The sequence below is a fragment of the Ruegeria sp. CJ9 genome (genome assembly GCF_056536625.1).
Map to the genome: position 1 here is coordinate 362201 of NZ_JBQFPY010000001.1, position 24741 is coordinate 386941.

At 58.4% G+C, this 24741-nt stretch carries 22 protein-coding genes; 17 read left to right on the plus strand and 5 right to left on the minus strand.

Annotated elements, in window-relative coordinates:
• Nucleotides 1-11 precede the first annotated feature (11 nt).
• Complete coding sequence (locus ACR0AJ_RS01835) at nucleotides 12-359, plus strand: TfoX/Sxy family protein (protein WP_170348452.1); 348 nt, start codon at nucleotides 12-14, stop codon at nucleotides 357-359.
• 53 nt (nucleotides 360-412) lie between these two features.
• Here ACR0AJ_RS01835 and ndk read toward each other — a convergent pair whose 3' ends face one another.
• Both ndk and ACR0AJ_RS01845 read right to left on the minus strand, forming a co-directional pair.
• Nucleotides 413-835, minus strand: a complete 423-nt coding sequence (gene ndk, locus ACR0AJ_RS01840) for a nucleoside-diphosphate kinase (protein WP_008757405.1) — start codon at nucleotides 833-835, stop codon at nucleotides 413-415.
• A gap of 102 nt (nucleotides 836-937) precedes the next feature.
• On the minus strand, nucleotides 938-2140 hold the full coding sequence (locus ACR0AJ_RS01845) for a multidrug effflux MFS transporter (protein ID WP_480646427.1): 1203 nt from the start codon (nucleotides 2138-2140) through the stop codon (nucleotides 938-940).
• A 104-nt stretch (nucleotides 2141-2244) separates the two neighbouring features.
• On the opposite strand from ACR0AJ_RS01845, the gene ACR0AJ_RS01850 reads away from it, so the two are divergent.
• The 7 genes from ACR0AJ_RS01850 (at nucleotide 2245) to ACR0AJ_RS01880 (ending at nucleotide 9181) form a co-directional block, all read left to right on the plus strand.
• Nucleotides 2245-4098: an ABC-F family ATP-binding cassette domain-containing protein gene (locus ACR0AJ_RS01850; protein ID WP_480739940.1), complete on the plus strand. Its 1854-nt coding sequence runs from the start codon at nucleotides 2245-2247 to the stop codon at nucleotides 4096-4098.
• Entirely contained in the window at nucleotides 4095-4715 is a 621-nt protein-coding gene (locus tag ACR0AJ_RS01855; RefSeq protein ID WP_170348449.1) for a MarC family protein, read from the plus strand. The genes ACR0AJ_RS01850 and ACR0AJ_RS01855 overlap by 4 nt, the downstream gene beginning before the upstream one ends.
• Before the next feature lie 41 nt (nucleotides 4716-4756).
• Nucleotides 4757-5338, plus strand: a complete 582-nt coding sequence (locus ACR0AJ_RS01860) for a retropepsin-like aspartic protease family protein (protein ID WP_170348448.1) — start codon at nucleotides 4757-4759, stop codon at nucleotides 5336-5338.
• A 59-nt stretch (nucleotides 5339-5397) separates the two neighbouring features.
• Nucleotides 5398-6018 carry an ImuA family protein gene (locus ACR0AJ_RS01865; protein WP_170348447.1) on the plus strand — a complete coding sequence of 207 codons (621 nt, stop codon included), beginning with the start codon at nucleotides 5398-5400 and terminating at the stop codon, nucleotides 6016-6018.
• A gap of 64 nt (nucleotides 6019-6082) precedes the next feature.
• On the plus strand, nucleotides 6083-7297 hold the full coding sequence (locus ACR0AJ_RS01870; RefSeq protein ID WP_170348446.1) for an MFS transporter: 1215 nt from the start codon (nucleotides 6083-6085) through the stop codon (nucleotides 7295-7297).
• Entirely contained in the window at nucleotides 7294-7890 is a 597-nt protein-coding gene (locus ACR0AJ_RS01875; protein WP_170348445.1) for a YceI family protein, read from the plus strand. The genes ACR0AJ_RS01870 and ACR0AJ_RS01875 overlap by 4 nt, the downstream gene beginning before the upstream one ends.
• A 70-nt stretch (nucleotides 7891-7960) precedes the next feature.
• A complete protein-coding gene (locus tag ACR0AJ_RS01880; RefSeq protein WP_170348444.1) occupies nucleotides 7961-9181 on the plus strand; it encodes an MFS transporter in 1221 nt (406 codons plus the stop codon).
• Nucleotides 9182-9211: 30 nt separating this feature from the next.
• Here ACR0AJ_RS01880 and ACR0AJ_RS01885 read toward each other — a convergent pair whose 3' ends face one another.
• Both ACR0AJ_RS01885 and ACR0AJ_RS01890 read right to left on the minus strand, forming a co-directional pair.
• Nucleotides 9212-10885, minus strand: coding sequence for a flotillin family protein (locus tag ACR0AJ_RS01885; protein WP_480646421.1), 1674 nt, complete (start codon nucleotides 10883-10885; stop codon nucleotides 9212-9214).
• Nucleotides 10886-10917: 32 nt separating this feature from the next.
• Nucleotides 10918-11634, minus strand: coding sequence for an OB-fold-containig protein (locus tag ACR0AJ_RS01890; protein WP_480646419.1), 717 nt, complete (start codon nucleotides 11632-11634; stop codon nucleotides 10918-10920).
• Between the two features lie 254 nt (nucleotides 11635-11888).
• Between ACR0AJ_RS01890 and metG the strand changes: the two genes are divergently transcribed.
• The 3 genes from metG to ACR0AJ_RS01905 all read left to right on the plus strand — a co-directional run bounded on the left by metG (nucleotide 11889) and on the right by ACR0AJ_RS01905 (nucleotide 18181).
• On the plus strand, nucleotides 11889-13607 hold the full coding sequence (gene metG / locus ACR0AJ_RS01895) for a methionine--tRNA ligase (RefSeq protein WP_480739943.1): 1719 nt from the start codon (nucleotides 11889-11891) through the stop codon (nucleotides 13605-13607).
• A 266-nt stretch (nucleotides 13608-13873) separates the two neighbouring features.
• The gene (locus ACR0AJ_RS01900; protein WP_480646417.1) at nucleotides 13874-15040 is read left to right on the plus strand and encodes an efflux RND transporter periplasmic adaptor subunit; all 1167 of its coding nucleotides are present in this window, start codon (nucleotides 13874-13876) and stop codon (nucleotides 15038-15040) included.
• 3 nt (nucleotides 15041-15043) lie between these two features.
• On the plus strand, nucleotides 15044-18181 hold the full coding sequence (locus ACR0AJ_RS01905; RefSeq protein ID WP_170374950.1) for an efflux RND transporter permease subunit: 3138 nt from the start codon (nucleotides 15044-15046) through the stop codon (nucleotides 18179-18181).
• A gap of 35 nt (nucleotides 18182-18216) precedes the next feature.
• Here ACR0AJ_RS01905 and glpD read toward each other — a convergent pair whose 3' ends face one another.
• Nucleotides 18217-19803, minus strand: coding sequence for a glycerol-3-phosphate dehydrogenase (gene glpD, locus ACR0AJ_RS01910; protein WP_480662102.1), 1587 nt, complete (start codon nucleotides 19801-19803; stop codon nucleotides 18217-18219).
• A 188-nt stretch (nucleotides 19804-19991) separates the two neighbouring features.
• Between glpD and ACR0AJ_RS01915 the strand changes: the two genes are divergently transcribed.
• The 6 genes from ACR0AJ_RS01915 to ACR0AJ_RS01940 all read left to right on the plus strand — a co-directional run bounded on the left by ACR0AJ_RS01915 (nucleotide 19992) and on the right by ACR0AJ_RS01940 (nucleotide 24738).
• Nucleotides 19992-20753 carry a DeoR/GlpR family DNA-binding transcription regulator gene (locus tag ACR0AJ_RS01915; protein WP_170348437.1) on the plus strand — a complete coding sequence of 254 codons (762 nt, stop codon included), beginning with the start codon at nucleotides 19992-19994 and terminating at the stop codon, nucleotides 20751-20753.
• A gap of 114 nt (nucleotides 20754-20867) precedes the next feature.
• Nucleotides 20868-21023 carry a DUF5993 family protein gene (locus ACR0AJ_RS01920; RefSeq protein WP_170331252.1) on the plus strand — a complete coding sequence of 52 codons (156 nt, stop codon included), beginning with the start codon at nucleotides 20868-20870 and terminating at the stop codon, nucleotides 21021-21023.
• 10 nt (nucleotides 21024-21033) lie between these two features.
• Nucleotides 21034-21600, plus strand: coding sequence for a disulfide bond formation protein B (locus tag ACR0AJ_RS01925; protein WP_170348436.1), 567 nt, complete (start codon nucleotides 21034-21036; stop codon nucleotides 21598-21600).
• A gap of 34 nt (nucleotides 21601-21634) precedes the next feature.
• Entirely contained in the window at nucleotides 21635-21997 is a 363-nt protein-coding gene (locus ACR0AJ_RS01930; protein WP_170348435.1) for a DUF3302 domain-containing protein, read from the plus strand.
• Between the two features lie 21 nt (nucleotides 21998-22018).
• Nucleotides 22019-23164, plus strand: a complete 1146-nt coding sequence (locus ACR0AJ_RS01935) for an HlyD family secretion protein (protein ID WP_170358063.1) — start codon at nucleotides 22019-22021, stop codon at nucleotides 23162-23164.
• A gap of 11 nt (nucleotides 23165-23175) precedes the next feature.
• A complete protein-coding gene (locus tag ACR0AJ_RS01940; RefSeq protein ID WP_480703890.1) occupies nucleotides 23176-24738 on the plus strand; it encodes an efflux transporter outer membrane subunit in 1563 nt (520 codons plus the stop codon).
• Nucleotides 24739-24741: the final 3 nt, after the last annotated feature.

Sequence of the window (24741 nt, forward strand, 5' to 3'; positions counted from 1 at the left end):
AGAAGTAGCGCATGTCCGACCCTATCTCCTCAATCCGCAACCTCGGCCCGGCTTACGAACAAGCCTGCGCCCGTGCAGGTATCCATTCGGCACGGGAATTGCGCGAATTAGGTCCCGATAAAGCCTATTCCCGGCTTTTGCAGACAGGAACCAAGCCGCATTTCATCGGCTATTACGTGCTGGTCATGGGGTTGCAGGGCCGCCCGTGGAACGATTGCAAGGGCGATGAGAAAAAGGCCCTGCGGCAGCGGTTCGATGCCATTAAGGCCAGCGTCACCGCGATGCCTGAAACCCAGATGATCTCGGATCTGGATGCAATCGGCGTGCGCGTGTCAGCCGACGACCTCAAGCCGAAATAAAAAGAGCCGCACCCGTCAACTGGCGCGGCTCAAGAATTCGGTCTGACGGCGGCTTAGCCGACCAGTTCGATACCCGAGAAGAAATATGCGATTTCAACCGCTGCGGTTTCCGGTGCGTCCGAACCGTGGACCGAGTTTTCACCAACCGATTCAGCAAACTCGGCGCGGATGGTGCCGGGGGCTGCGTCTGCAGGGTTGGTTGCGCCCATGACTTCGCGGTTCTTTGCAATGGCGCCTTCGCCTTCCAGAACCTGAACAACAACCGGAGCCGACGACATGAATTCGCACAGTTCGTCATAGAACGGACGCTCGGCATGCACGTCATAGAACTTGCCAGCCTGAGCTTTGGTCATGTGGATGCGCTTTTGCGCGACGATGCGCAGGCCAGCTTCCTCGAACTTGGCGTTGATCTTGCCAGTCAGGTTGCGGCGGGTTGCATCAGGTTTGATAATCGAGAATGTGCGTTCCAGTGCCATGTCGGCCTCTCCTTAACATAAGGCGCGGGGTCGCGCCGAAATCCATCGCGCGCCGCGTAGCACGGTCTGTCTGATATGAAAAGGACTATGATGCGCAGCGGCTCAGATCGTCTCGGGCAGTGGGTCCTGACGGTCAACCCAGCGCACATAAACCACGGCCAACAGTCCGGCAAAGCTGCATGCCCACATCATACCCAAAACCAGAAACGGCCCGTTGTCGGGGCTGACCCACAACCCGGTTAGCGAGGTCAGTACCGCCCCAAGCGCCACGATCATCGCACCTGACAAGCCAGCGGCGCTGCCTGCCAGTTTGGGCCGGACAGACATCAGACCGGCCGAGGCATTGGCGTTGGTCAATCCGTTGCCAAAGCCAACAAAAATAGCCGACCCGAAGAACACCCAGACCGAGCCCAGATCCGCAAGAAACAGAAGAAGACCCAAAAGCGGCCCGGTTGACGCGACCATGCGTCCGATCAGGATCATGGTTGTCAGTGGTGTTCTGGCGGCGATCCGACCCGTGATGAAATTTCCCACCATGAAGCCACCGGTGATGATGCCGATCCCCAATCCCAACATCGCGGGGCTTAGATCGAACCAAGCAGCGGCGACAAGGGGCGCGCCGGTGATGAAACTGTAGAACCCGCCGATCGAAAACGATGCACACAAGGCATAACCCCAGAACCGGCGAGCACGAAAAAGGTGGGGGTATTCACGCAACTGCGCCGCGAAGGTTGAAGAACGGTTGGTATTGGTCTCACCCATATCGACCCACAGCAACAGCAGCATCCCCGCCCCTAAGCCGGAGTACAGAACAAAGCCTGCCCGCCAGCCGAACAGGCCGTCCAGCGCACCGCCTAGCATTGGCCCAAGCATCGGGGCCAGCGCCATCGCCATGGCCACATAGCCCAGTTTGCTGGCGGCCTCGTTCGGCGGGTATATGTCCCGGATTGCGGCGCTCGACAGCACAGGCCCGGCAACCACAGCCGCCTGCAACAGACGAAAGCCCAGAAAGGCCCAGATTGATTCAGCTAAAACGCAACCAACCGAGGCCACAACAAAGACCGACATACAGATCAGCAAAACGGGCCTGCGACCAAATCGGTCGGACAGCGGCCCCATGATCAGTTGCAATACTGCTGACACCGCCAGATATCCGGCCACCGACAGGTTCACCAATGCATAGTCGACCTGAAAATCCCCGGCCATTCGGGCCAGCGACGGCAGGAACATATTCAGCGTCAGCACGGAAATCGCCGTGGCGAACACCAAAGTGATCAGAGAGGGAGGCGAAGAAGCCGCGCGCATGTTAAAACCGTCAAAATCCAACCGGACCAGCGCTAACACATAGGCTGATCGATGAACATGCCAACCCGCTGGCGGCGTCTGACATGCTCTGTTATGAGCGGCTCATGTTACGGATCGAAGACATCACCTATGCGGTCGAAGGCCGCCCCCTGTTTGACGGTGCCAGCGCCACCATTCCCGATGGACACAAGGTTGGTCTGGTTGGGCGTAACGGCACCGGCAAGACCACTCTGTTCCGCTTGATCCGGGGCGAGTTGGCGCTGGAATCGGGCAATATCGTGTTGCCGAAACGCGCACGGATCGGCGGCGTGGCGCAAGAGGTCCCCTCGTCCGACGTGTCGCTGATCAACACGGTACTGGCCGCCGACACCGAACGCAGCGCCCTAATGGCCGAGGCCGATAGCGCCGAAGACCCCGCGCGCATTGCCGAGATTCAGACCCGGCTGGCGGATATCGACGCGTGGTCTGCCGAATCCCGCGCAGCCTCGATCCTCAAGGGTCTGGGGTTCGATGACGAAGACCAGCTGCGCCCCTGTTCGGATTTCTCGGGCGGTTGGCGGATGCGCGTGGCGTTGGCAGCAGTGCTGTTTTCGCAGCCCGATCTGCTGCTGCTGGACGAGCCGACCAACTATCTGGACCTAGAAGGCGCACTGTGGCTGGAAAGCTATCTGGCCAAATATCCGCATACGGTGATCATCATCAGCCACGACCGCGGGTTGCTGAACCGTGCGGTGGGCTCGATCTTGCATCTGGAAGACCGCAAACTGACCTACTACGCGGTGCCTTATGACAAATTCGCCGAACGCCGGGCGGAACGGCTGGCGCAAGCGGAATCGGAAAACGCCAAGGCCAAGGCCCGCATCGCTCACCTGCAGAGCTTCGTGGACAGGTTTCGGTACAAAGCATCCAAAGCCGTCCAGGCCCAGTCGCGCCTGAAGATGATCGAACGCATCCAGCTGGTCTCGACCCCACAAGAGGCCGCGCTGCGGGCGTTTTCATTTCCTGAGCCCGAGGAACTGTCCCCTCCGATCATCCAGATCGAAGGCGGTATGACTGGCTATGGCGAAACCGAAGTATTGCGCCGTCTGAACTTGCGCATTGATCAGGACGACCGCATCGCGTTGTTAGGTAAAAACGGTCAGGGAAAATCGACGCTGTCCAAGCTGCTATCCGACCGCCTGCCCCTGATGGCGGGGAAGATGACCCGCAGCAACAAACTCCGCATCGGGTATTTCGCACAACATCAGGTGGATGAGCTTCATGTGGACGAAACACCGCTGGACCACCTGCGCCGTCTGCGCCCAGATGAGGCACCGGGCAAATGGCGATCACGTCTGGCCGGGTTCGGGCTGAACGCGGATCAGGCGGAAACGCTGGTTGGGCGCCTTTCGGGCGGCCAAAAGGCCCGCTTGTCGTTGCTGATCGCAACCATCGACGCGCCTCATATGCTAATCCTGGACGAACCGACCAACCACCTGGATATCGAAAGCCGCGAAGCGCTGGTCGAGGCGCTGACTGAATACTCCGGCGCAGTCGTTCTGGTCAGCCACGATATGCATCTACTGTCACTGGTTGCTGACCGACTTTGGCTGGTCTCGGACGGAACGGTCAAACCCTTTGACGGAGACCTTGAGGCTTATCGCGCCATGCTGCTGGCCCGTGACAAACCGGTCAAAGAGAAACCCAAGGCGGCGAAACCCAAACGCCCTTCGCGTGATACGATGCAGGCCCTGCGCGCCGAACTGCGCAAATGCGAGGACCGGATTGAAAAGCTGACGGACATGCATGAGAAACTGTCCGCAAAACTAGCAGATCCAGCATTGTACGAAGATGACCGCATCAACGATCTGGAAACCTGGAACCGGAAATTTGCCGAAGTGGTTGAAGCCATGAAAAAGGCCGAGACTTTGTGGGTGGCAGCCGCCGAACGACTTGAACAGGCAGAAACAGCAGCATGATAGACAGCGCATTCCTTATCACCGCGTTCACGACGCTTTTCGTGGTCCTCGACCCGCCGGCCCAAACGCCTATCTTTGTGGCGTTGACCCAGGGCATGGACTGGCACACCCGTCGCTCAATCGCGATCAGGGCCTGTTTGACAGCAGGTGTGATTTTGGCCGCCTTCGCCGCCTTCGGTGAGGCCCTTCTGGGGTTTGTAGGCATCTCGATGGAAGCGTTTCGCGTCGCAGGGGGCGTTCTGTTGTTTCTGACCGCGCTCGACATGCTGTTTGAACGCCGCACCAAACGTCGGGAAAACAGTGCCGAGGAAGAGGAACATCCGGATCCATCGGTATTTCCGCTGGGTATTCCACTGATCGCTGGCCCCGGCTCGATTGCGACCATGATCCTGCTGGCAGGTCAGCAGCCCGGTATTCAGGGCTTGGCCGTGGTCGTCGGAGTAATGCTGGTCGTGTTGGCAATGGTCTTTGTGATGTATCTGACATCTGGGGCGGTGGCACGTGTATTGGGCAAAACCGGGCTGAATGTGTTGACCCGGCTGCTGGGCATGCTGCTGGCGGCGTTGTCGGTTCAGTTTATTTTGGACGGGCTTAAAGCCTTTGGTTTTGCGTCGTAAATCCCCATATAGATTAAAGTGAGCGTGGTAAGGGGTACGGCATGGACGGCGACAGCATTGGACGTTTGGTATATCTGGCCGTGCTTGGTGCGGCGGTGGTGGCGTGGTTCGTCTCGCAGAACCGTCAGTCTCTGAACAAGACCATGCAACAGGCGATGGCCTGGGTGTTCATTTTCGTCGGTGCCATTGCCGTTGTCGGACTGTGGGAAGACATCCGATCAACCGTTGGCCCTGCCCCGCAGATGACTGTCACTGGCGAAACGATCGCGGTGCCTCGGGCACGTGACGGCCATTATTACCTGCCCGTTGTGGTTAATGGAGAGCCGATAACCTTTCTTGTCGACACCGGTGCCAGCCAGATCGTGCTGAGCGATCAGGACGCCCGACGCATTGGTATTGACCCTGACCAACTGAACTATCTCGGCCGCGCCTCGACCGCAAATGGAGAGGTCCGCACCGCACCCGTTCGGCTGGATAGCCTTGAGCTGGGGCCGATCACCGATCACAACGTCTCGGCCTGGGTCAACGAAGGCGATTTGCGCCAATCGCTACTGGGCATGGATTATCTGCATCGCTTTTCGAATATCCAGTTCGCGGATGGCCGTCTGATCCTGTCTCGTTAAAGGGTCTGCGGCGGCATTTCCGAATTGAGAACAAAATAAGAACATGCTAAGCTGCGGGCATGTCTACAAACCTTCTTGGCCGCAAACCTGCGCGTGAGGCGCCGGGGCTGACCTTACACCCTCAGATCACTCTGCAGCTGGCCCGCGTGCATGAGGCCTGCGGCCCCGCCCGGCGCAGCTTTGCCATGTGGTTGGCCGGCCAGGCGCAGGGGCCGGTGCTGTGGATTTCTCCAGCTTGGGAGTCCGGCCAATTGAACCCGGACGGGATGATGCCCTTTGCCGATCCTGCCCGGTTCCTGTTCGTCCGCCCCACCCGCGCCGAAGACCTGCTGTGGTGCATGGAAGAGGCGCTGCGCAGCGGGGCCATTCCGCTGATCATCGGCGACCTGCCGGGCGCACCGGGGCTGACGCCGGTGCGGCGCATGCATCTGGCTGCTGAACAGGGTGGCACGATGGGGCGGGCGCCGCTAGGGCTGCTGCTGACGCCCGGCGACGGTGGCGCGCAGGGGGTCGAGACCCGCTGGCACATGGCCGCGAACCATCAGGGCGAGGCCCGCCGCTGGACCCTGACCCGCCGCCGCGCCCGCGCCCTGCCTCCGGTCAGCTGGCACGCCACCCAGATCAAACCGCGCGCCGGGCTGAATCTGACCCGGACCGAAGCCGAAGATGTTTTGGTGTGACACATCACGCAGTTCACGCAACTTGTGACTGGCAAAAGCCGGACCCCCGCCCTAGCGTGCCAGCATGGGCCATCCAATCCATGACAGCCGATATTCCTGGCTTCGCCTTCTGATCACGCTTGGCATCGCCATGGTGGCGAATGCCGGTATGTGGGCGGTGGTCGTGGTGATGCCCGCAATCGAGGTACAGTTCAACGCCGGAAGAGCCGAAGTGTCGATGCCCTACACGCTCGCCATGATCGGCTTTGCGTTTGGTAATATGTGGCTGGGGCAACTGGTGGATCGGCTGGGCGTGACCAAAGCGCTGATCGGGGCTTCTGTGCTAAGTGCAGTCAGCTATCTATTGGCGACATTGGCCCCGAACATGTTGATGCTCTCGGTGGCGCATCTATTGATGGGCTTGGGCGCATCCATCGGGTTTGGCCCCTTGATCGCGGACATTTCCCATTGGTTCATGCGGCGACGCGGGATCGCCGTCGCGCTGGTCGCCAGCGGAAACTACCTGTCTGGGGCCATCTGGCCCACCCTGCTGGCCGGAATTCTGGCCCGAGAAGGGTGGCAGCAAGTCTATCTGACATTGGCCATCGTGACACTGATCGTTGTTATACCTCTTTCCTTACTACTAGGTCGTAAGGTTCCGGACGAAGCCCACAGTACTGCAGCTGCTACTGCTCAAATAAATACGCGCAGCGTTGGAATACCTCCGCGCACCCTTCAATACATCCTGGGTCTGGCCGGGATCGGCTGTTGCGTAGCCATGTCCATGCCACAAGTTCATATCGTGTCCTATTGCGTCGGACTGGGCTATGGCCCTGCGGTCGGGGCCGAGATGTTGTCACTAATGCTGTTGGGTGGCGTCCTCAGCCGGATCGTTTCGGGGTTGGTCGCCGACAAGTTGGGTGGAATCAGGACCTTGCTTATCGGTTCTACACTGCAATGCATCGCCCTGTTTCTATTCCTGCCCTATGACGGGATGGTCTCGCTTTATGTCATCAGTATGCTGTTCGGGCTGGCGCAGGGTGGGATCGTGCCCAGCTATGCCTTAGTGGTGCGCGAATACATGCCCCCGAAAGAGGCCGGCGCACGGGTGGGGTTCGTCCTGATGATGACCATCATGGGTATGGCTTTGGGCGGGTGGATGTCCGGGTGGATATACGACGTGACGGGAAGCTATCAGTTGGCCTTCGTCAACGGCCTTCTTTGGAACGGGTTGAACATCGCCATCCTGCTGGTGCTGCTGCACCGCTCGCGCCCTCGCGGGCACGGGGCGTTGGCATGAGCCTGCTGTCCCGGCGCATCGTTCTGGCCGGGTTGGCCGCCTTGCCCATGGCGCGTCCAGCCCAAGCTGCGCTTACTCAATACGAGCTGGTGTCACAGGGCACATCCGTCGACTTTACCTTTGATCTGTCGGGCCTTGCACAATCCGGTACCATGCCAATCCAGTCGGCGGATATTCAGATCGACTTGAGCAATCTGATCAACAGCCGCGTCAGCGTGACCCTGAACGCGGCTGAAGCCCGCACCAGATTGCCCTTTGCCCGAACCGCAATGCTGAGCGCCGGGGTGCTGGACGTTGAGAACTTTCCAACCATTCACTTTACGTCAACCAAGGTGCAGCTTGGAGAAGGCGGTCGAATTTCGCGCGGTGCAGAGGTTACCGGAGACCTGACCCTGCGCGGTGTCACCCGCCCGATCACCCTGCAAGCCAACCTTCACCGACCGCCCGGCAGCGCCGCAAATATCCTGGATATGCTCTCGATCCAATTGACCGGCTCGCTCAACCGTCACGACTATGGGGCGTCCGGCTATGCCGATCTGGTACAGGACACCGTCGGGCTAGACATCCGGGCTGAAATCAAAAAAGCCGAATAGGCAAAAAACGACGTCCCCGCGTCGATTAGGCGCGCGCATCACCGGCAAAATTCGCCAAGGTGCCCCCATCATGCGTACGATCATTTCTTTTGCCGCCCTCTTTCTTTCAGTCATTCTGCTGCAACTTTCCACAGGTGGCGTCGGGCCGCTGGACGCCATCTCGGGCATTACACTGGAATTCACGACCGAGCAGATCGGTCTGCTGGGCTCGTCCCATTTCCTAGGCTTTTTCATTGGTTGCTGGTGGGCCCCGAGACTGATGGGGAATGTCGGCCACTCTCGCGCCTTCGCGGTCTGCACGGCTTTGGGTGCAATGGGGTTGATCGGGCATACCCTGACCGACAACCCCTATCTATGGGCCGCATTGCGGATCGCTTCGGGCACCTGTGTGGCGGGCTGCTATACCGTGATCGAGGCCTGGCTGAATGCCAAGGTCACCAACGAAACCCGTGGCCGGGCGATGGGGACCTATCGGTTCGTGGATATGGGGGCGTCACTGGGGGCACAGTTGATCATCGCCGTGCTGCCGCCCGCCTCATACGTGTCTTATAACCTGTTGGCGATTTTGTGCTGTGCCGCCCTGCTGCCGCTGACCCTGACCCGCGCCAGTCAGCCGATCACACCTAACGCCCCCCGCTTGCGGCCCAAACTGGCCTGGCGCAGTTCGCCCCTTGCTGTGGCAGGTGTGATTGTTGCGGCGCTCAGCTCAGCCTCGTTCCGAATGGTCGGTCCGGTTTATGGGCAAGAGGTCGGACTAGGCGTGGATCAGATCGCGTTCTTCCTGGCCTCATTTGTTCTGGGTGGGGCGCTGGCGCAATATCCGCTGGGATGGTTGGCCGACAAATTCGACCGGCGCTGGGTACTGATCTGGTTGTCCGGTGCTGCCGTGCTTAGCTGTGGCGTAACAATGGCCGCCAGCGGAACCGGCACCTTGGGCGTCATGCTGGCCGCTGCCATTTTTGGCCTGACAACTTTCCCGATCTTCTCGGTGTCATCGGCGCACGCAAATGACTTTGCTACCACCGAGGAACGGGTCGAATTATCAGCCGCTTTGATGTTCTGGTACGCGCTGGGGGCTATTGCTTCGCCCTACATTTCGTCCACCCTGATCCAGCAATTCGGTCCAAGTGCCCTGTTTGCCTTTGTGGCAGCCGGGCATCTGGTTTTGATCGTGTTTGGCCTGGCCCGGATGCGGTCCCGCCCAACACCGGACGAGCGGACCAACTATGTTTACGCCCCACGCACTTCGTTCACCATCGGGCGGTTGTTGAAAAAGTCGCGCGAAGATTAAAGGGCCGGGAAATCCCGGCCCCTTATTCCGTTATTGCTGTGTCGGCGGTGTTTCGTCTTCCACCACCTCGGCCACTTTGGCGGGTTCAACCGACTGCTCCAGCGCGCCGTTCACCACGCCACCGACGCCTTGCTCCATCGACAAACCAAGTTCTTCACCCAGCTTCTTGAGCGCGGGCATCTGCACCGCCATACCCATGATCGAATCCAGCGCCTGATTGACCACCGGCTTGTCGCCATTTGCAGCCCCGCCTCCATTGGCAGCGCCGATGCCGCCGACCTGATGGATCTTGATCGAGTCGATCTTTTCAGCCGGCTTCACCATTTCCGAGATGATCGACGGCATGGTTTCGATCCGGGTCAGATCAACCTTCATGCGGATCTGTTCGGGCGACAGGGCATTGTCTGCCTCAACAATCGCGCGCTTACCTTCCGCTTCGGCCAGCATGTCGTTCTTCTTGGCCTCGGCGCGGATATTCAGCGCGTCCGCTTCGGCCTGCGCTTCTTCACGGCGGGCTTCGGCGCGGTCGGCGGCGGCCTCTTTCTCGGCCTTTGCGGCCAAACGGATCGCGGTGGCCTGACGTTCGGCTTCACGCGTGGCTTCGATCAGTACGATCTGCTTTTGACGCTCGGCCTCGGCCACTTCGCGGGCAGTTGCCACGGCTTCGGTCGCCTTGGTTGCCTCGGCACGGGCAAGATCAGCAGAGGCACGCGCGCGGCTTTCCTCTTCGGATTTCTGCGCGATGATGATCTGGCGCTCTTGCTCGGCCACTTCCAGCTCCCGCTCTTTTGCGATCTCGGCATCGCGGATATTGCGCTCGCGTTCGATCTCAGCAGCACGGATGGCTTCTTCACGCGCGATCCGGGCGCGTTCGGTTTCGCGCACCGAGTCCTCGGTCCGGGCCGCAATCTCAGCCTCTTGCGCCACACGCAGGGTTTCAACCTGCTGCGTCTGCTCAATGCGTGCCTGCTCTTCGTCCTTTTCGATCAGCAGTTTCTGACGCTGAGCTTCCATCGCTGCACGACGTACTTCGACCTCAGCATCCGCATCAATCTGCGCACGCTCTTTTTTTGAGGTCGCAATGACCTCGGCCAGTTTGCGCATACCTACGGCGTTAAACGCGTTGTTCTCGTCCAACGCCTCAAACGGTGTCTGGTCCAGCGCCGTCAGCGAAACGGATTCCAGCGACAAGCCGTTCTTCAACAGGTCTTCGGACACCGCATTTTGCACCTCTTGTACAAAATCAGCGCGGTTTTCATGCAGACCATCCATGGTCATCTGTGCGGCCACAGCACGCAGACCGTCGATCAGCTTACCTTCGATCATCTCGCGCAGTTGCTCGACGTCAAAAGTGCGACCACCAAGTGTTTGAGCCGCGCGCGAAATACCTTCTTCGGTGGCCATGACCGAGACGTAGAATTCCACGCCAACGTCCACACGCATCCGGTCCTTGGTGATCAGAGCAGCCTCGCCGCTGCGCTGCACTTCAAGGCGCAAGGTCTTCATGTTGACCGGGCTGACCTCGTGCAGCAGCGGTACGATGATGACGCCGCCATCCATGATGACTTTCTTGCCACCTGCCCCGGTTTTCACCAGACTGACCTCTCGGGTCGCGCGGCGATACAGACGGCCAAGAACAAGGCCGACGAACAAAACGACTGCTAATAAGGTCACAACTGTGACGGCCAGGAATGGTAGTTCCATGCTAAATCCTCCAGGTTGGGGTTTGAATTTTGTTAGTCTGACAAGCCGACCAGAACGAACCGGTCACGCCGTCGGTCACGCAAAACCAGCACTTCGGTGCCTTGTTTCAGCGCATCCTTGTCCTGCAGCGGTTCGGCGCGAAGGTAGTGAGAGTTTCCAAAACGGTCGGTGACGCGGACCTCAGCCGGACGCCCGCGCGAGGCCGTTCCTTGCGTGATCACGCCACGACGGCGTGCAAGCATGCGTTCCGACATCGCCTCGGTCTCGGTTTTCGGCAACAGGCGGGCAAAGACACCACCAAAGCCGCGCGCAAACCACAGGGCAAAGGCACCGGCCGGAAGTGCCGCCATCCAGCTTGGCAGGTCAAAGCCCAGCAGATCGCGCAGCGCCAATTGCAGGCCAATTCCCGACAGGCCGAATCCAGCCAGCAGAACCGCCAGCCATATCATGAATGGCACCTTGCCGATCCCAAGCCACGCCAACGGACCCGAAGGGGCTGCGCCCGGTGCGTCCGCCTCAACCTCGGCCAATTCGAATTCGCCCAGATCAACATCCGCGTCGACATCGAGGTCAAAATCACCAATGTCCAGATCGGGACCGTCAACCACATCCAGGTCAACCTCGGCCTCGCCTGCCATAAGACTTCCGCCCAGAACCAATGCGATCAGTTCCAGCCCAAGAAGACCGAACAGAAGCGCAAGCGCCAGAGTAAAGGGCACAAACGCACCCTCAAGCAGAAAGTCGAACATCAGTAGACTGCCCTCATTTTGTGTATACTTTTGTATACATTAGATAGGTAGCGATAACATAAATTCAAGTAGCTGTGATTCCGTTATTCAACCTAGGGGTATTGTGGACCACCAGCCGGATGCAATCGTATTCCTCTGCTAGATGGATTTTCGGGGTTGTTGTTGTTTTAATTCGCCCCTGAGCAAAAGCCGGGCTTTTGCTGGCCTTCCACATAAGATAGACGGGCGCGCAGATAGATACGTGGAAACGCAAAATGGCTCGGATTCTCATCACCTCGGCGATCCCTTACATCAACGGGATCAAGCACCTCGGCAATCTGATCGGCTCGCAATTGCCTGCTGATCTGTACGCACGCTATCAGCGTGGCCGGGGAAATGAGGTCATGTTCCTGTGCGCCACGGATGAACACGGCACCCCCGCCGAACTGGCCGCCGCCAAGGCGGGTAAACCAGTGGCCGAATATTGCGCCGAGATGTACGGCGTTCAGGCCGACATCGCCAACCGCTTTGGTCTGAGCTTCGATCACTTTGGCCGTTCGTCCAGCGATCAGAACAAGAAGCTGACCCAGCATTTTGCAGGTAAGCTGGATGACGCCGGACTGATCCGCGAAGTCACGGAAAAGCAGGTTTATTCCAATGCCGATGGCCGCTTTCTGCCCGACCGTTATATTGAGGGCACCTGCCCCAATTGCGGCTATGAGCGCGCGCGCGGCGATCAGTGTGAAAACTGCACCAAGCAGCTGGACCCGACCGACCTGATTGAGCCGCGCAGTGCGATCAGTGGTTCGACCGATTTGGAGGTGCGCGAAACCAAGCACCTGTATCTGCGTCAGTCGGCCATGAAGGATCAACTGGACGCCTGGATTGACAGCAAGACCGACTGGCCGATCCTGACGACCTCCATCGCCAAGAAATGGCTGCACGATGGCGACGGTCTGCAAGATCGCGGCATCACCCGTGATCTGGACTGGGGCGTACCGGTCCAGAAAGGTGATCAGGACTGGCCGGGGATGGAGGGTAAAGTCTTCTATGTCTGGTTCGACGCGCCCATCGAATACATCGCCTGCGCCAAGGAATGGGCCGACGCAAACGGCAAAGCCGACGCCGATTGGCAGCGCTGGTGGCGCACCGACAAGGGAGCGGACGACGTGCGCTATGTGCAGTTCATGGGCAAGGACAACGTGCCCTTCCATACGCTGTCCTTCCCGGCCACCATTCTGGGTTCGGGTGAGCCGTGGAAGATGGTCGACCACCTGAAATCGTTCAACTACCTGAACTATGACGGCGGCCAGTTCTCGACCTCTCAGGGCCGCGGCGTCTTCATGGATCAGGCGCTTGAGATTCTGCCCGCTGATTACTGGCGCTGGTGGCTGCTGAGCCATGCGCCCGAAAGCAGCGACAGCGAGTTCACGTGGGAGAACTTCCAGCAATCTGTGAACAAAGACCTTGCGGATGTTCTGGGCAACTTTGTCAGCCGGATCACCAAATTCTGCCGGTCTAAATTCTCTGAGGCCGTGCCCGAGGGCGGTAGTTTTGGTGAACGTGAAAAGAACCTGATTGACGATCTCACAAAACGCGTTCGGGCCTATGAAGGACATATGGAGGCGATGGAGGTTCGCAAATCCGCGCAGGAATTGCGGGCGATTTGGGTCGCGGGCAACGAATATCTGCAGGCCGCTGCCCCTTGGTCAACCTTCAAAGAAGATCCAGAACAGGCCGCAGCTCAGGTACGTCTGGGGTTGAACCTGATCCGCCTGTATGCCGTTCTCAGCGCCCCTTTCATCCCCGAAACGTCGGCCCGGATGCTGAGCGCGATGAATACTCTGGACACCAGCTGGCCCGACGATGTCGCGGCTGCGCTGAACGCACTGCCCGCTGGGCATGCCTTTACGGTACCAGACGTGCTGTTCGCCAAAATCACTGACGAACAGCGCGAAGATTGGGAAAACCGGTTCGCCGGCGCGCGCGAATGATCCGATGCAACATCTGAATTTGGAAACGGGGGCCAAACGGTCCCCGTTTTCCGTTGTCTCAACTGAATCCAGCCATGCGACCGCAGGCAAATCGGCCTAAGTCGGCCTGTTGACGAGAAAATTCCCGCAAGTCTCTGCCCGTTCGTCGTATTCAAGAAGCTTGAGATATAATCCTAAAACGGTCATCCTGACCTGAATTCAGTCGACTCGCCGGGGCGACCAACCTGCCCGGGCGCAAAATCCTTATAATGAACGAGGCGCCTGCCATGTCCCTTGCATTGAAGAACTTGAATATCCGTTACAGCGGACCGGTCCAGGCCTTTGCTGTCTTGGTTTATCTGGGCATGGCACACACAGCCACAGCACAAGACCAAAGCGACGCCCCGCCGCCCAAAGTTTCGATCGCGGCTGCGTATACTGAGGAAATCACCGAAGAGGCCAGCTTTATCGGCCGCGCCGAGGCCCTGAACAAGGCCGACATCGTGGCGCGCGTCAGCGGGTTTCTGGAAAGTCAGAATGTCGAAGACGGCGCGCTGGTGAAACAGGGCGATTTGCTGTTCACTATTGAACCCGACCTCTATGAGGCGACGGTAGAGGCACGCAACGCCGACCTGGACAAGGCTGAGGCCAATCTGGAACTCGCCAAGGTCGAGCTGGCCCGCAAACAAGAGCTGTACGAACGAGACGCCACCCCTGAATCCGAACGCGATATCGCACGCGCAAATGAACTGGTGGCCGAAGCACAAGTCAAAGCTGCCAAAGCCGCGATCCAGCAGGCCGAACTTGATCTGAGCTACACCAAAATCCACGCCCCGTTTGACGGGCGCATTGGTCGGGTTGCAATCAGCGTCGGAGACGTGGTCGGTCCGAACAACCCGCCGCTGGTCAATATCGTCAGCGAGGCACCGATCTATGTGAATTTTTCACTGAATGAAAAGCAGTTTACCTCGGTTCTTGAAACCGTGGGTGAGAACCCCGCATCCCTAAGCGAAAGCGACAAAAGCCCGAATGTTCATATAGATCTGCCAAACGGCTCAGAACTAGACGAAACGGGCAAAATCGTGTTTGTCGACAACCGGATCGACCCTCTGACCGGTGCCATTACGATGCGTGCCGAATTCTCGAACGCCGACCGGTTGATCGTGGACGGTGCATTTCTGAACGTGCGGATCGAGGCCCTGCAACCTACGCTTGAGGTTCTGGTGCCACAGGCCGCACTGCAACGCGATCAGAGGGGTGAATTCGTTCTGGTCGTCAATGACCAGCAAATGGTCGAACAGCGTTATATCACCACCGGCGACAACGAAGGCACGGCGGTGATCGTCAAGGACGGCCTGCGCGAAGGCGAAAGCGTCATTGTCGAGGGCCTGCAAAGGGTTCGTCCCGGGGTTGCCGTCGATGCCGTCGTGGCATCTGAGCAGCCGGGAGAGTAACAGATGTTCTCAGCCCTGTTCATCAGCCGGCCCAAGCTGGCGCTTGTTATTTCGCTTGTCCTGACCATCATGGGCGCCATCGGCTATCTGGTTCTGCCAGTGGCCCAGTTCCCCGACATCACGCCACCGGTGGTCAGCGTAACGACCACCTATACCGGTGCCAACGCCGAGACCGTTGAAAACACCGTTGCCGCACCCATTGAGGCGCAGGTGAACGGTGTGGATGACATGATCTACATGACGTCCACGTCGGCCGATAACGGCTCGTATTCATTGAATGTCACCTTCGAGGTCGGCACCGATCCCGATATCGCCTCGGTGAACGTGCAAAACCGCGTGGCACAAGCGATGTCCTCGTTACCGGCCGAAGTGACATCTTCGGGCGTGGTGACGCAGAAGGCGTCCACCAACATGCTGCTGCTGGTGACGCTGACCTCGCCCGAGGGAACGTATGACAGCGTGTTTCTGTCGAATTATGCCTCGATCAACCTGAAAGACGCACTGGCGCGCGTTCAGGGCGTTGGTAAGGCGGACGTTCTGACCAATCTGGAATACGCCATGCGGATCTGGATGGACCCGGATCAAATGGCCGCGTTGTCCATTACTCCGGGCGACGTGATCAACGCCATCCGCGAGCAGAACGTCGAAGTATCGGCAGGTTCGATCGGTGCCCCACCAGTGCCCGAGGGGCAGACATTTCAGTACACAATCAAGACCAAGGGCCGCCTGACCTCGGCCGAGGAATTCGGCGAAATTGTCATCCGCACCGGCGATGCAGGATCTATCGTGCGGGTCAAAGATATCGCACGGGTGGAACTGGGTGCAGAATACTATGCGGCGTCCGGCTATTTCGATAGCGTTCCGGCCACCGTCATTGGTATATATCAGGCCCCTGGCGCAAACGCGCTGGCGGTTTCTGAACGTGTCGAGGCCGAATTGCAGCGGCTGTCTCGCAGCTTCCCCAACGATGTGGAATATGACGTTCCCTTCAACACCACCGACTTTGTCGAGCAATCACTGAACGACGTGGTGACGACCCTGATCTTGACGTTCACTTTGGTAATCTCGGTTGTGTTTGTCTTTCTGGGCAGTTGGCGGGCGACGATCATCCCGGCTGTTGCGATCCCGGTCTCTCTGATTGGTACATTCGCGTTTTTGCTGCTGTTCGGAATGTCACTGAACACGATCTCGCTGTTTGCGTTGGTTCTGGCCATCGGCATCGTGGTGGATGACGCGATTGTTGTGGTTGAAAACGTCGAACGGATCATCGCGGACGAAGGATTGCCCCCAGCAGAAGCAACCCGAAAGGCCATGGGACAGATCACCGGCCCAGTTATTGCTACCACGCTGGTTCTGCTGGCCGTGTTCGTACCGGTGACTTTCATGCCCGGTATCTCGGGGCGGCTGTATTCACAGTTCGCGGTAACCATCTCAACCGCCGTTGTGATTTCCTCAATCAACGCGCTGACCCTGTCGCCAGCCTTGTGCGGCCTTGTTCTGAAGGCGCGTTCGGGGCCACCCAAGGGGTTGCTGGCCGTGTTTGAACGCTTCATCGGCACAATCCGCAGCGGCTATGTCGCCATCGTGCGCAAACTGTTGATCCTGCCGGTCGTCGGTCTGGGCGTTATCGTTGCGCTGGCGATGGGCACCGGGACCATCATGTCCAACACATCCAGCGGCTTCCTGCCGCTTGAGGATAACGGTTACCTGTTCGTCGACATTCAGCTGCCAGACGCGGCAACGCTGGAACGGACCGAGGTCGTCTCGGCTCGTGTGGATGATCAGATTCAGCAGATCCCTGGCGTTTCAAGTACCGTTCTGATCAACGGATTTTCGATCCTGAATGGCACCACCACAAATGGCGCGGCGATCTTTGTGAACCTCGAAAACTGGGATGATCGTCAGGACGATGACCTGAGTGCGGATGCTATTCTGCAAAAGGTTCTGGCGATTGCGTATGGTGAATCCGCCGCCTCGATCGTGGCCTTTAACCCGCCGCCTATTCAGGGCCTTGGTAATTCGGCCGGAGTCGAGATGGAGGTGCAACAAACCGGGGGCGGCACACCGCAGGATCTGGCCTCGGCCGTGGGGTCGTTCGTCTACGCAGCGAACCAGCGGCCCGAAATCGGGCAGTCCTATACGACCTTCCGCGCAAACGTGCCGCAGTTGTTCGTCGATCTGGACCGCGAAAAAGCCAAAACACTGCAAGTGTCCGTGGCCGAAGTGTTCCAGACCATGCAGGCGCAGTTGGGGTCGTACTACGTCAACGACTTCAACCTGTTCGGACGGGTGTATCGCGTGATGATCCAGGCCGATGGCAGCTATCGCGACAATGTCGAAGATATCTCGAACCTTTATGTCCGCTCGGAACAAGGTGAGATGGTGCCACTGGGTACGCTGATCGACGTGGAAAACGTGCTGGGACCAGTGCTGCTTAAGCGGCACAACCTGTTCCGGTCGGCGACCGTTACAGCTGTACCAGCGCCGGGCTTGTCCACTGGCGATGCTATCAACGTGATGACCGAGGAATCAGCGACCGCCCTGCCCCCGGGATACGCGTTCGAATGGACTGGTACGGCGCAGCAGCAGTTGGCCTCGGGCAGTCTGGTGATTGTGATCCTGGGGCTGGCGATCTTGTTTGGCTATCTGTTCCTTGTGGGGCAATACGAAAGCTGGTCGATGCCGGTGTCGATTCTGCTGTCGGTGATTGTGGCCCTGTTCGGGGCGGTGGCCGCCGTGGCCATCGTGGGCAGTGATATCAACCTCTACACACAGATCGGGATGATCATGCTTGTGGGGTTGGCATCGAAAAACGGCATTCTGATCGTTGAGTTCGCGATGGAGCAACGGGCAAATGGCCTTTCGATCCGGGATGCCGCCGCCGAGGCAGCCTATCAGCGTTTTCGCGCGGTGATGATGACCGCCCTGTCCTTCCTGCTGGGCGTTGTACCGCTGCTAGCAGCGAGTGGTGCGGGTGCGGCCAGCCAGAAAGCGATCGGTGTTGCCGTCTTTGGCGGGATGCTGGCAGCCACGCTGGTTGGTGTCATTCTGGTGCCGGTTCTCTATGCCCTGATGCAGAGTCTCAGGGAATGGATCAAGGGCACCAAGAACGACCCCGGTCCCTCGGAAGAAACAGCGTAATAATAAAAGCCCCGCCAAATCGGCGGGGCTTTTTCTTAGGCAGCAGCCTGAGCGCTGCGATGGTCCATCCAATCCTGTATCCGGGCGATCTGCTCAACGCTCAGACGCAAGCCCAGCTTGTTTCGACGCCAGACGACATCCTCGGCCGTGCGGGCATATTCTTTATCCATCAGCCATTCCAACTCGCGCGCAGTCAGTGTGGCACCAAAGTCCTCTCCCAAGTCTTGGGCGGATTTCGCATCCCCTAGAATGATCCTGGCCTCGGTGCCGTAGGCGCTCACAAGACGCTCGGCCCAGGCGCGCTCCAAAAAGCCAAAGTCAGCTTCCAACCCAGCCACCAGATTTTGCACCCCGTCGACAGGGAAATCTCCGCCAGGCAAAGCCACACCAGCCGTCCAGGGACCGGGTAAGTCCGGGAAATGCTCGGCTGCTTTCTCCAACGCACTCTCGGCCAGACGTCGGTAGGTTGTGATCTTGCCGCCGAAGACATTCAGCACCGGTGCCCCGCCTTGCGCGTCCACTTTCAACGTATAGTCCCGAGTCGCGGCGGTGGCGCTACTGGCACCGTCATCGTACAGCGGGCGGACACCTGAGTATGTCCAGACGATTTCATCTCGCGTCACTGGCGTCTTGAAATATTTGGTCGCAAACGCGCACAGATATTCCTGTTCCGCCTCGGTACACACCGGAGATTCAGATGGATTCGGATGATCCTGATCTGTCGTGCCGATCAAGGTGAAATCACGCTCGTACGGGATGGCGAAAATGATGCGCCCATCCTCGCCCTGAAAAAAGTAACACTTGTCGTGGTCAAACAGCCTGCGGGTCACGATATGACTGCCCCGCACCAACCGGACGCCCTCGCGCGAATTCACGTGGATTTTCGATTGAATGATATCCCCAACCCAGGGACCACCAGCATTGATCAGCATTCTAGCCTTGATCACGCGTGTCTCGTCACTGTCGCGGTCCCGAACCGTCACCTCCCATAGGTCGTCTACGCGCTTCGCCGCCAGAACCTCGGTGCGAACCATAATATTAGCACCGCGTGCCGCGGCATCGCGGGCGTTGAGAACGACAAGGCGCGAATCCTCGACCCAGCAATCGGAATACTCATAGGCGGTCTCAAACTTGTCCTGCAGCGGTCGCCCTTCGGGTGCTGTTTTCAGGTTCAGAGACGCCGTGCCCGGTAGAATTTTACGCCCACCCAGATGGTCGTACATGAACAACCCCAACCGGATCAGCCAGGCCGGACGACGACCCTTCATCCAAGGCATCACGGTGCTTAACAGGCGCGAGGTCGGCGTTTCGGAATCGAACCGCATGTCTGCGTGGTACGGCAGCACAAATCGCATCGGCCAGCTGATATGCGGCATCGCCTGCAGCAAGGTTTCACGTTCGATCAGGGCCTCGCGGACAAGGCGGAATTCAAAGAACTCCAGGTACCGCAATCCGCCGTGAAACAGTTTGGTCGACGCCGACGAGGTTGCCGAGGCCAGATCGTTCATCTCGGCCAGAGTCACCGACAGCCCGCGCCCCGCTGCATCGCGTGCGATGCCGCATCCATTGATGCCGCCGCCAATGATAAAAAGGTCTGAGATCTGGTCGTGTGACTGTTCCATATCTGGATGATTCCCGTTTGCCGAAAACGCGCGCTCATTAACCGTACAGGCCCGCGCTTCGTCAATGTTTGTTTTCGTTTTTGTTCGTTTTGCCACAAAATACTTGCTTTTTTGTGCATTCGCCCAGCACATTATTGCAATTCAACGGAAACAGAACAAAAACGAACACATCATAATTGGAGCCAACCGTGTCCCTTTCCTTTCGCCAGTCAGACATTCTGAACATCGCTAAACAAGATGGCCGCGTGATGGTCGAAGACCTGGCGCTGCGGTTTGATGTGACGGTTCAGACCATCCGCCGCGATCTTTCGGAACTTGCTGACATGGGCAAACTGGACCGCGTGCATGGTGGTGCTGTCCTTCGTTCGGGGGTGTCGAATATCGGGTATGAGGATCGCCGGGCGCTTCACGCAGACGCCAAGACGAGCATCGCGCAACTTTGCGCGCAGGATATTCCCGATGGCGCATCTGTGTTCCTGAACATCGGCACCTCGACCGAGGCTGTTGCCCGGCAATTACTGAACCACAAAGACTTGATGGTGGTGACCAATAACATGAACGTCGCCAATATTCTGGTCGACAACCCAAACTGTCAGATTGTTGTGGCGGGCGGTGTGCTGCGCCGTTCGGATGGGGGACTGGTCGGCAACCTGACGATTGCTACCATCGAACAGTTCAAGTTCGACTATGCCATCATCGGATGTTCGGCGTTGGATGCCGAAGGTGATCTGATGGATTTTGACTTTCAAGAAGTCCGGGTCAGTCAGACCATCATTGCCCAAGCCCGCCGAACCTGCGTGGTGGCCGATCACTCCAAATTCCAACGTTCAGCCCCCGCCCGAATTGCCTCATTGTCCGATGTCGATGTGTTCTATACCGACAAAGCCCTTCCCAATTCTCTGACCAAGAAATGTTCCGAATGGCGAACACAATTAAAGCTGTGCGCCTGACCCCAAGTAATTCGCATTAAACGGGAATTTCCTTCGCGACTTCTTGCCAGAACCAAATTCACCTGACACACTCCCCCATATTGCAATCGTCGCACGGGAGGGGAGAACCGAGCCATGATAGCGCTTTTATTTGCGTTACTTACAGCCACGATGGGACTGAATTACTTTAATCGGACAACAGCGGCCAATGTGCTGTTCTTTTTCACGCTGGCGTTGAGTGTGTATTGGCTGAAATTCCATGCCACCAGCCAACTGACGATCCAATTGTAAGGGGGCCGCGATGACACCGGAACTTTCACGCAATCTCAACGCTCTTGGTATGCTGGCTGTCAGTCTGGTGTTGGTGCTGGCCTATTTCTACCAGCTTAAACTCGATGAACTGCCCTGCCCTCTGTGCCTGTTGCAAAGGGTTGGACTGGTGGCCGTGGGCGTTGGTCTAGGCCTGAACCTGCTGTACGGAGCGCGGCCGCAGCACTATGCGATCATGCTGCTTGCGGCGCTGTTCGGCGGCAGCGTCGCCGTACGCCAGATTCTGCTGCATATCGTACCGGGCACAGGTCACTATGGGTCACCGGTTCTGGGGTTGCACTATTATACCTGGTCCGCGATCTGCTTTTTCCTGATCTTGCTGGGTACGGCCTGTATGCTGCTGTTTGACCGGCAATACGCCGAAAACACCCAACAGCCGCGTTTTGGTGGCAGCGTACTGGCCAAAAGCGCATTCTTTATCATGCTGGGGCTGGCGGCGCTGAATGCGGTCTCGACACTGGTGGAATGCGGGCCTGGAATCTGCGCAGACCCACCCACCAGCTACAAATTGATTGACGAACTGGGCACCGACGGCTGAGGATAGGACAACCTGCCCAAAAGGAGGCACGAGCATGGGACTATTGGGGCAGCCACTTGGCTACTATGACTACCTGACTTTCGTGGCATTGATCCTGCTTCTTGCGGCTGTGATGGCGCTGATCCTGTTCATCATGGGGTTACCGGGGCGGATCGCGATCAAACGCAATCACCCCCATGCCGAAGCCGTCAAGATCATGGGGTGGATGGGTTTTCTGGCTGTTGTGCCGTGGGTGCATGCCTTTATGTGGGCCTTCCACGATGGCGTCACAGTCGACATTCGGCGCACACCCGATGACGAAAAAGATGCGATCCGCAAGGAAATCAAGCGGTTGGGCGGAACGGTGAACGAAGAATACAGCGATCCGCTAGACCCTGACGAGACGCAGAAAAGCTAAGGCCAAAGGAAGTCACAGAATATGTTTGTCGCCCTCGGCATTACGCTGTTCTACATCATTTTCGTCTGGTTCATTTTCTTCAAAGCGAAGTTACTGAAGTTCAACATCACCTGGGGTGTCGTTTCATTCTGGGTCGGCGCGCATCTGCTGCTGATTTTCCTTGTCGCACTGCGCTTTTTTCAACCGTTTTCGCTCGACAGCCACGTAGTACGTTCGACCATCCAAATCGTGCCGCGACTGACTGAGCCGACGATCCTGACCGAGGTGCTGGTCGAGCCGAATACCGAAGTGAAAAAGGGCGATCCCCTCTATCGCTTTGACGACACGGTATTCGCTTTGGAAGTTGAAGAGGCGACCGCTCAGCTGGTGGCAGCCGAGCAGAATGCCAAAATCCTGGAACAGGACGTGATCGCGGCGTCCGAGGCCATCGAGCGCGCAAATGCGCAGCTGGCCTACGCGCTGACCCAACAGGCGCGGTACGAGAACCTCGTGCCTGCTGGTGGCGCAAGGCAGGACGAACTGGATCGCTGGGATGAGCAGGTCACCGAGGATCAGGCACAGGTCAAAGAGGCCGAGGCCAATCTCGAAAAGGCCCAACTGGCGCTGGATTCCCAGATTGACGGGGTCAATACCGGCATCCTTCAGGCGCAGGCACAGCTAGATAAAGCCCAGTATTTTCTTGATAACACGACGATCTATGCACCCGAAGACGGCATGATCGTCTCGCAACAGGCGCGTCCCGGTCTGGTTGTTGGCGATATCCGGCTAGGTGCAATTGCCAGCTTCGTGACCAAGGACAATCCTTACATTCTGGCCACCTATCGCCAGCAGAACCTGAAATTTGTCGAGCCCGGTCAGGAGGTAGAAGTCGCGCTGGACCTTTATCCCGGCGAGATTCTAACAGGCAAGGTCGAAGCAATCTGGTGGGCCACACGTCAGGGTCAGTACCTGCCCTCGGGCCGCCTGCCCGGCTTTGAGTTTCCAAAACTACCGGGTCGCATCGCGGTGCAGATCTCGGTCGACATCCCAGACGGTCACACATTTCCCGCCGGCGGCCACGCGGCGGTCGCCATCTACACCGGTCAGGGCAAAAGCTTTGAATTCCTGCGCCGCATCAATATCCGCCTGTATTCCTTCGCCAACTTCATCCGACCACTGGACATCTGAGGACACATGACATGACCCGGGCCAGACTTCACCGCAGATTGATCGGCACCGCCCTATGCGCGGCCCTGCTGGTCGGCTGCACGCCAGTTGGCCCGGATTTCGTGCGCCCGAACTCTCCGGTCGTGAAAGAATGGATCGAGGTGAACAGCCCCAGCGCCGGACCCAGCGGCCTAACCTCGCGCAGCGCGCCGGTGGTGAAATGGTGGGAGACGTTTAACGACCCCATCCTGAACAAACTGGTGGCCGAGGCTTATGCCCAAAACCTTGATCTACAGGTGGCAGGTGCCCGTGTCCTGCAGGCTCGCGCGCAGTTGGGGATTGCGTTCGGCGAGCTGTATCCGCAATCGCAAGCCATCGGCGGATCAATCGAGCGGCGCCAAATCAGTGACAATCTTGGGCCGATTTCGGATGTAAATCGGATCATCCCCTTAGATACCGAGTTTTCGACATCTCAGGTCGGGTTCGATGCGCAATGGGAGCTGGACGTCTGGGGTCAGCAAAGGCGCGGCGTTCAGGCGGCGCGGTCCAATCTGGCGCTGCAGGTGGCGAATTACGACGACGCCCTGGTGACGCTGACCGGCGACGTCGCCGCCTTGTACGTGAACATCCGCGCTTTGCAGGAATCTCTGGCAGTCGCGCGTGAGAACATTCAGCTGCAACAGGCGTCTGCTGATCTGACGCAATTGCGCTTTGACAACGGTGTGACGACCGAGCTGGACGTGCAGGAATCCACTGCCCTGCTGAACAACACCAAGGCGCTGGTCCCAGAGATTGAAAGCGACTTGCAGCAAGCCAAAAATGCGCTGGCTGTGTTGCTGGGGGCAACGCCCTCGCGAATGACCAGTCTGCTGGGTAATTCGGGGCGCATCCCTTCAGCCCGGTCGAATGTTGCCGTGGGTGTTCCGGCCGAGCTGCTGCGTCGCCGTCCCGATGTCCGCGCGGCCGAGTTGGCGGCGGCAACGCAATCGGCCGAGGTCGGCATTGCGATGGCTGATCTGTACCCGCAATTCATTCTGTCAGGGTCCATCGGCCTGCAAGCCTCGGGCGGGCGGGATTTGTTTTCCGCAGCCAGCTCAACCAGTCTGGCCAATGCAGGTGTGGTCTGGAACGTGCTGAACTACGGCCGGATCAAGAACAACGTCCGTGCGCAAGACGCGGCTTATCAAGCACTTATCGCCAACTACCAAAACACTGTTCTAACCGCCTATTCCGAGGTGGAAAGCGCGATGGTCGCCTATGCCCAATCGCGCAAGCAGGTGGTTTTTTACGAAAACAGCGTCACCGCGTCGCGCAAGGCCGCCCAGATCGCGGTGGACCAATATCGCGATGGAATTGCCGACTATTCCCGCATTCTGAACACTCAGACCGCGTTGCTGCGGTCGCAGGCCAATCTGATCGAGGCGCGGCAACAGGTCTCAAGCAATCTGGTTGCCGTGTACAAGGGACTGGGTGGCGGCTGGCAGATTCGCCAAAATCAGGAATTCCTGCCTGAAACCGTGCTGGCCGAGATGGCATACCGCACCGATTGGGGCGACCTGCTGCAACAAGACCCGACGCGGGCAAGCCTCAACTAATCG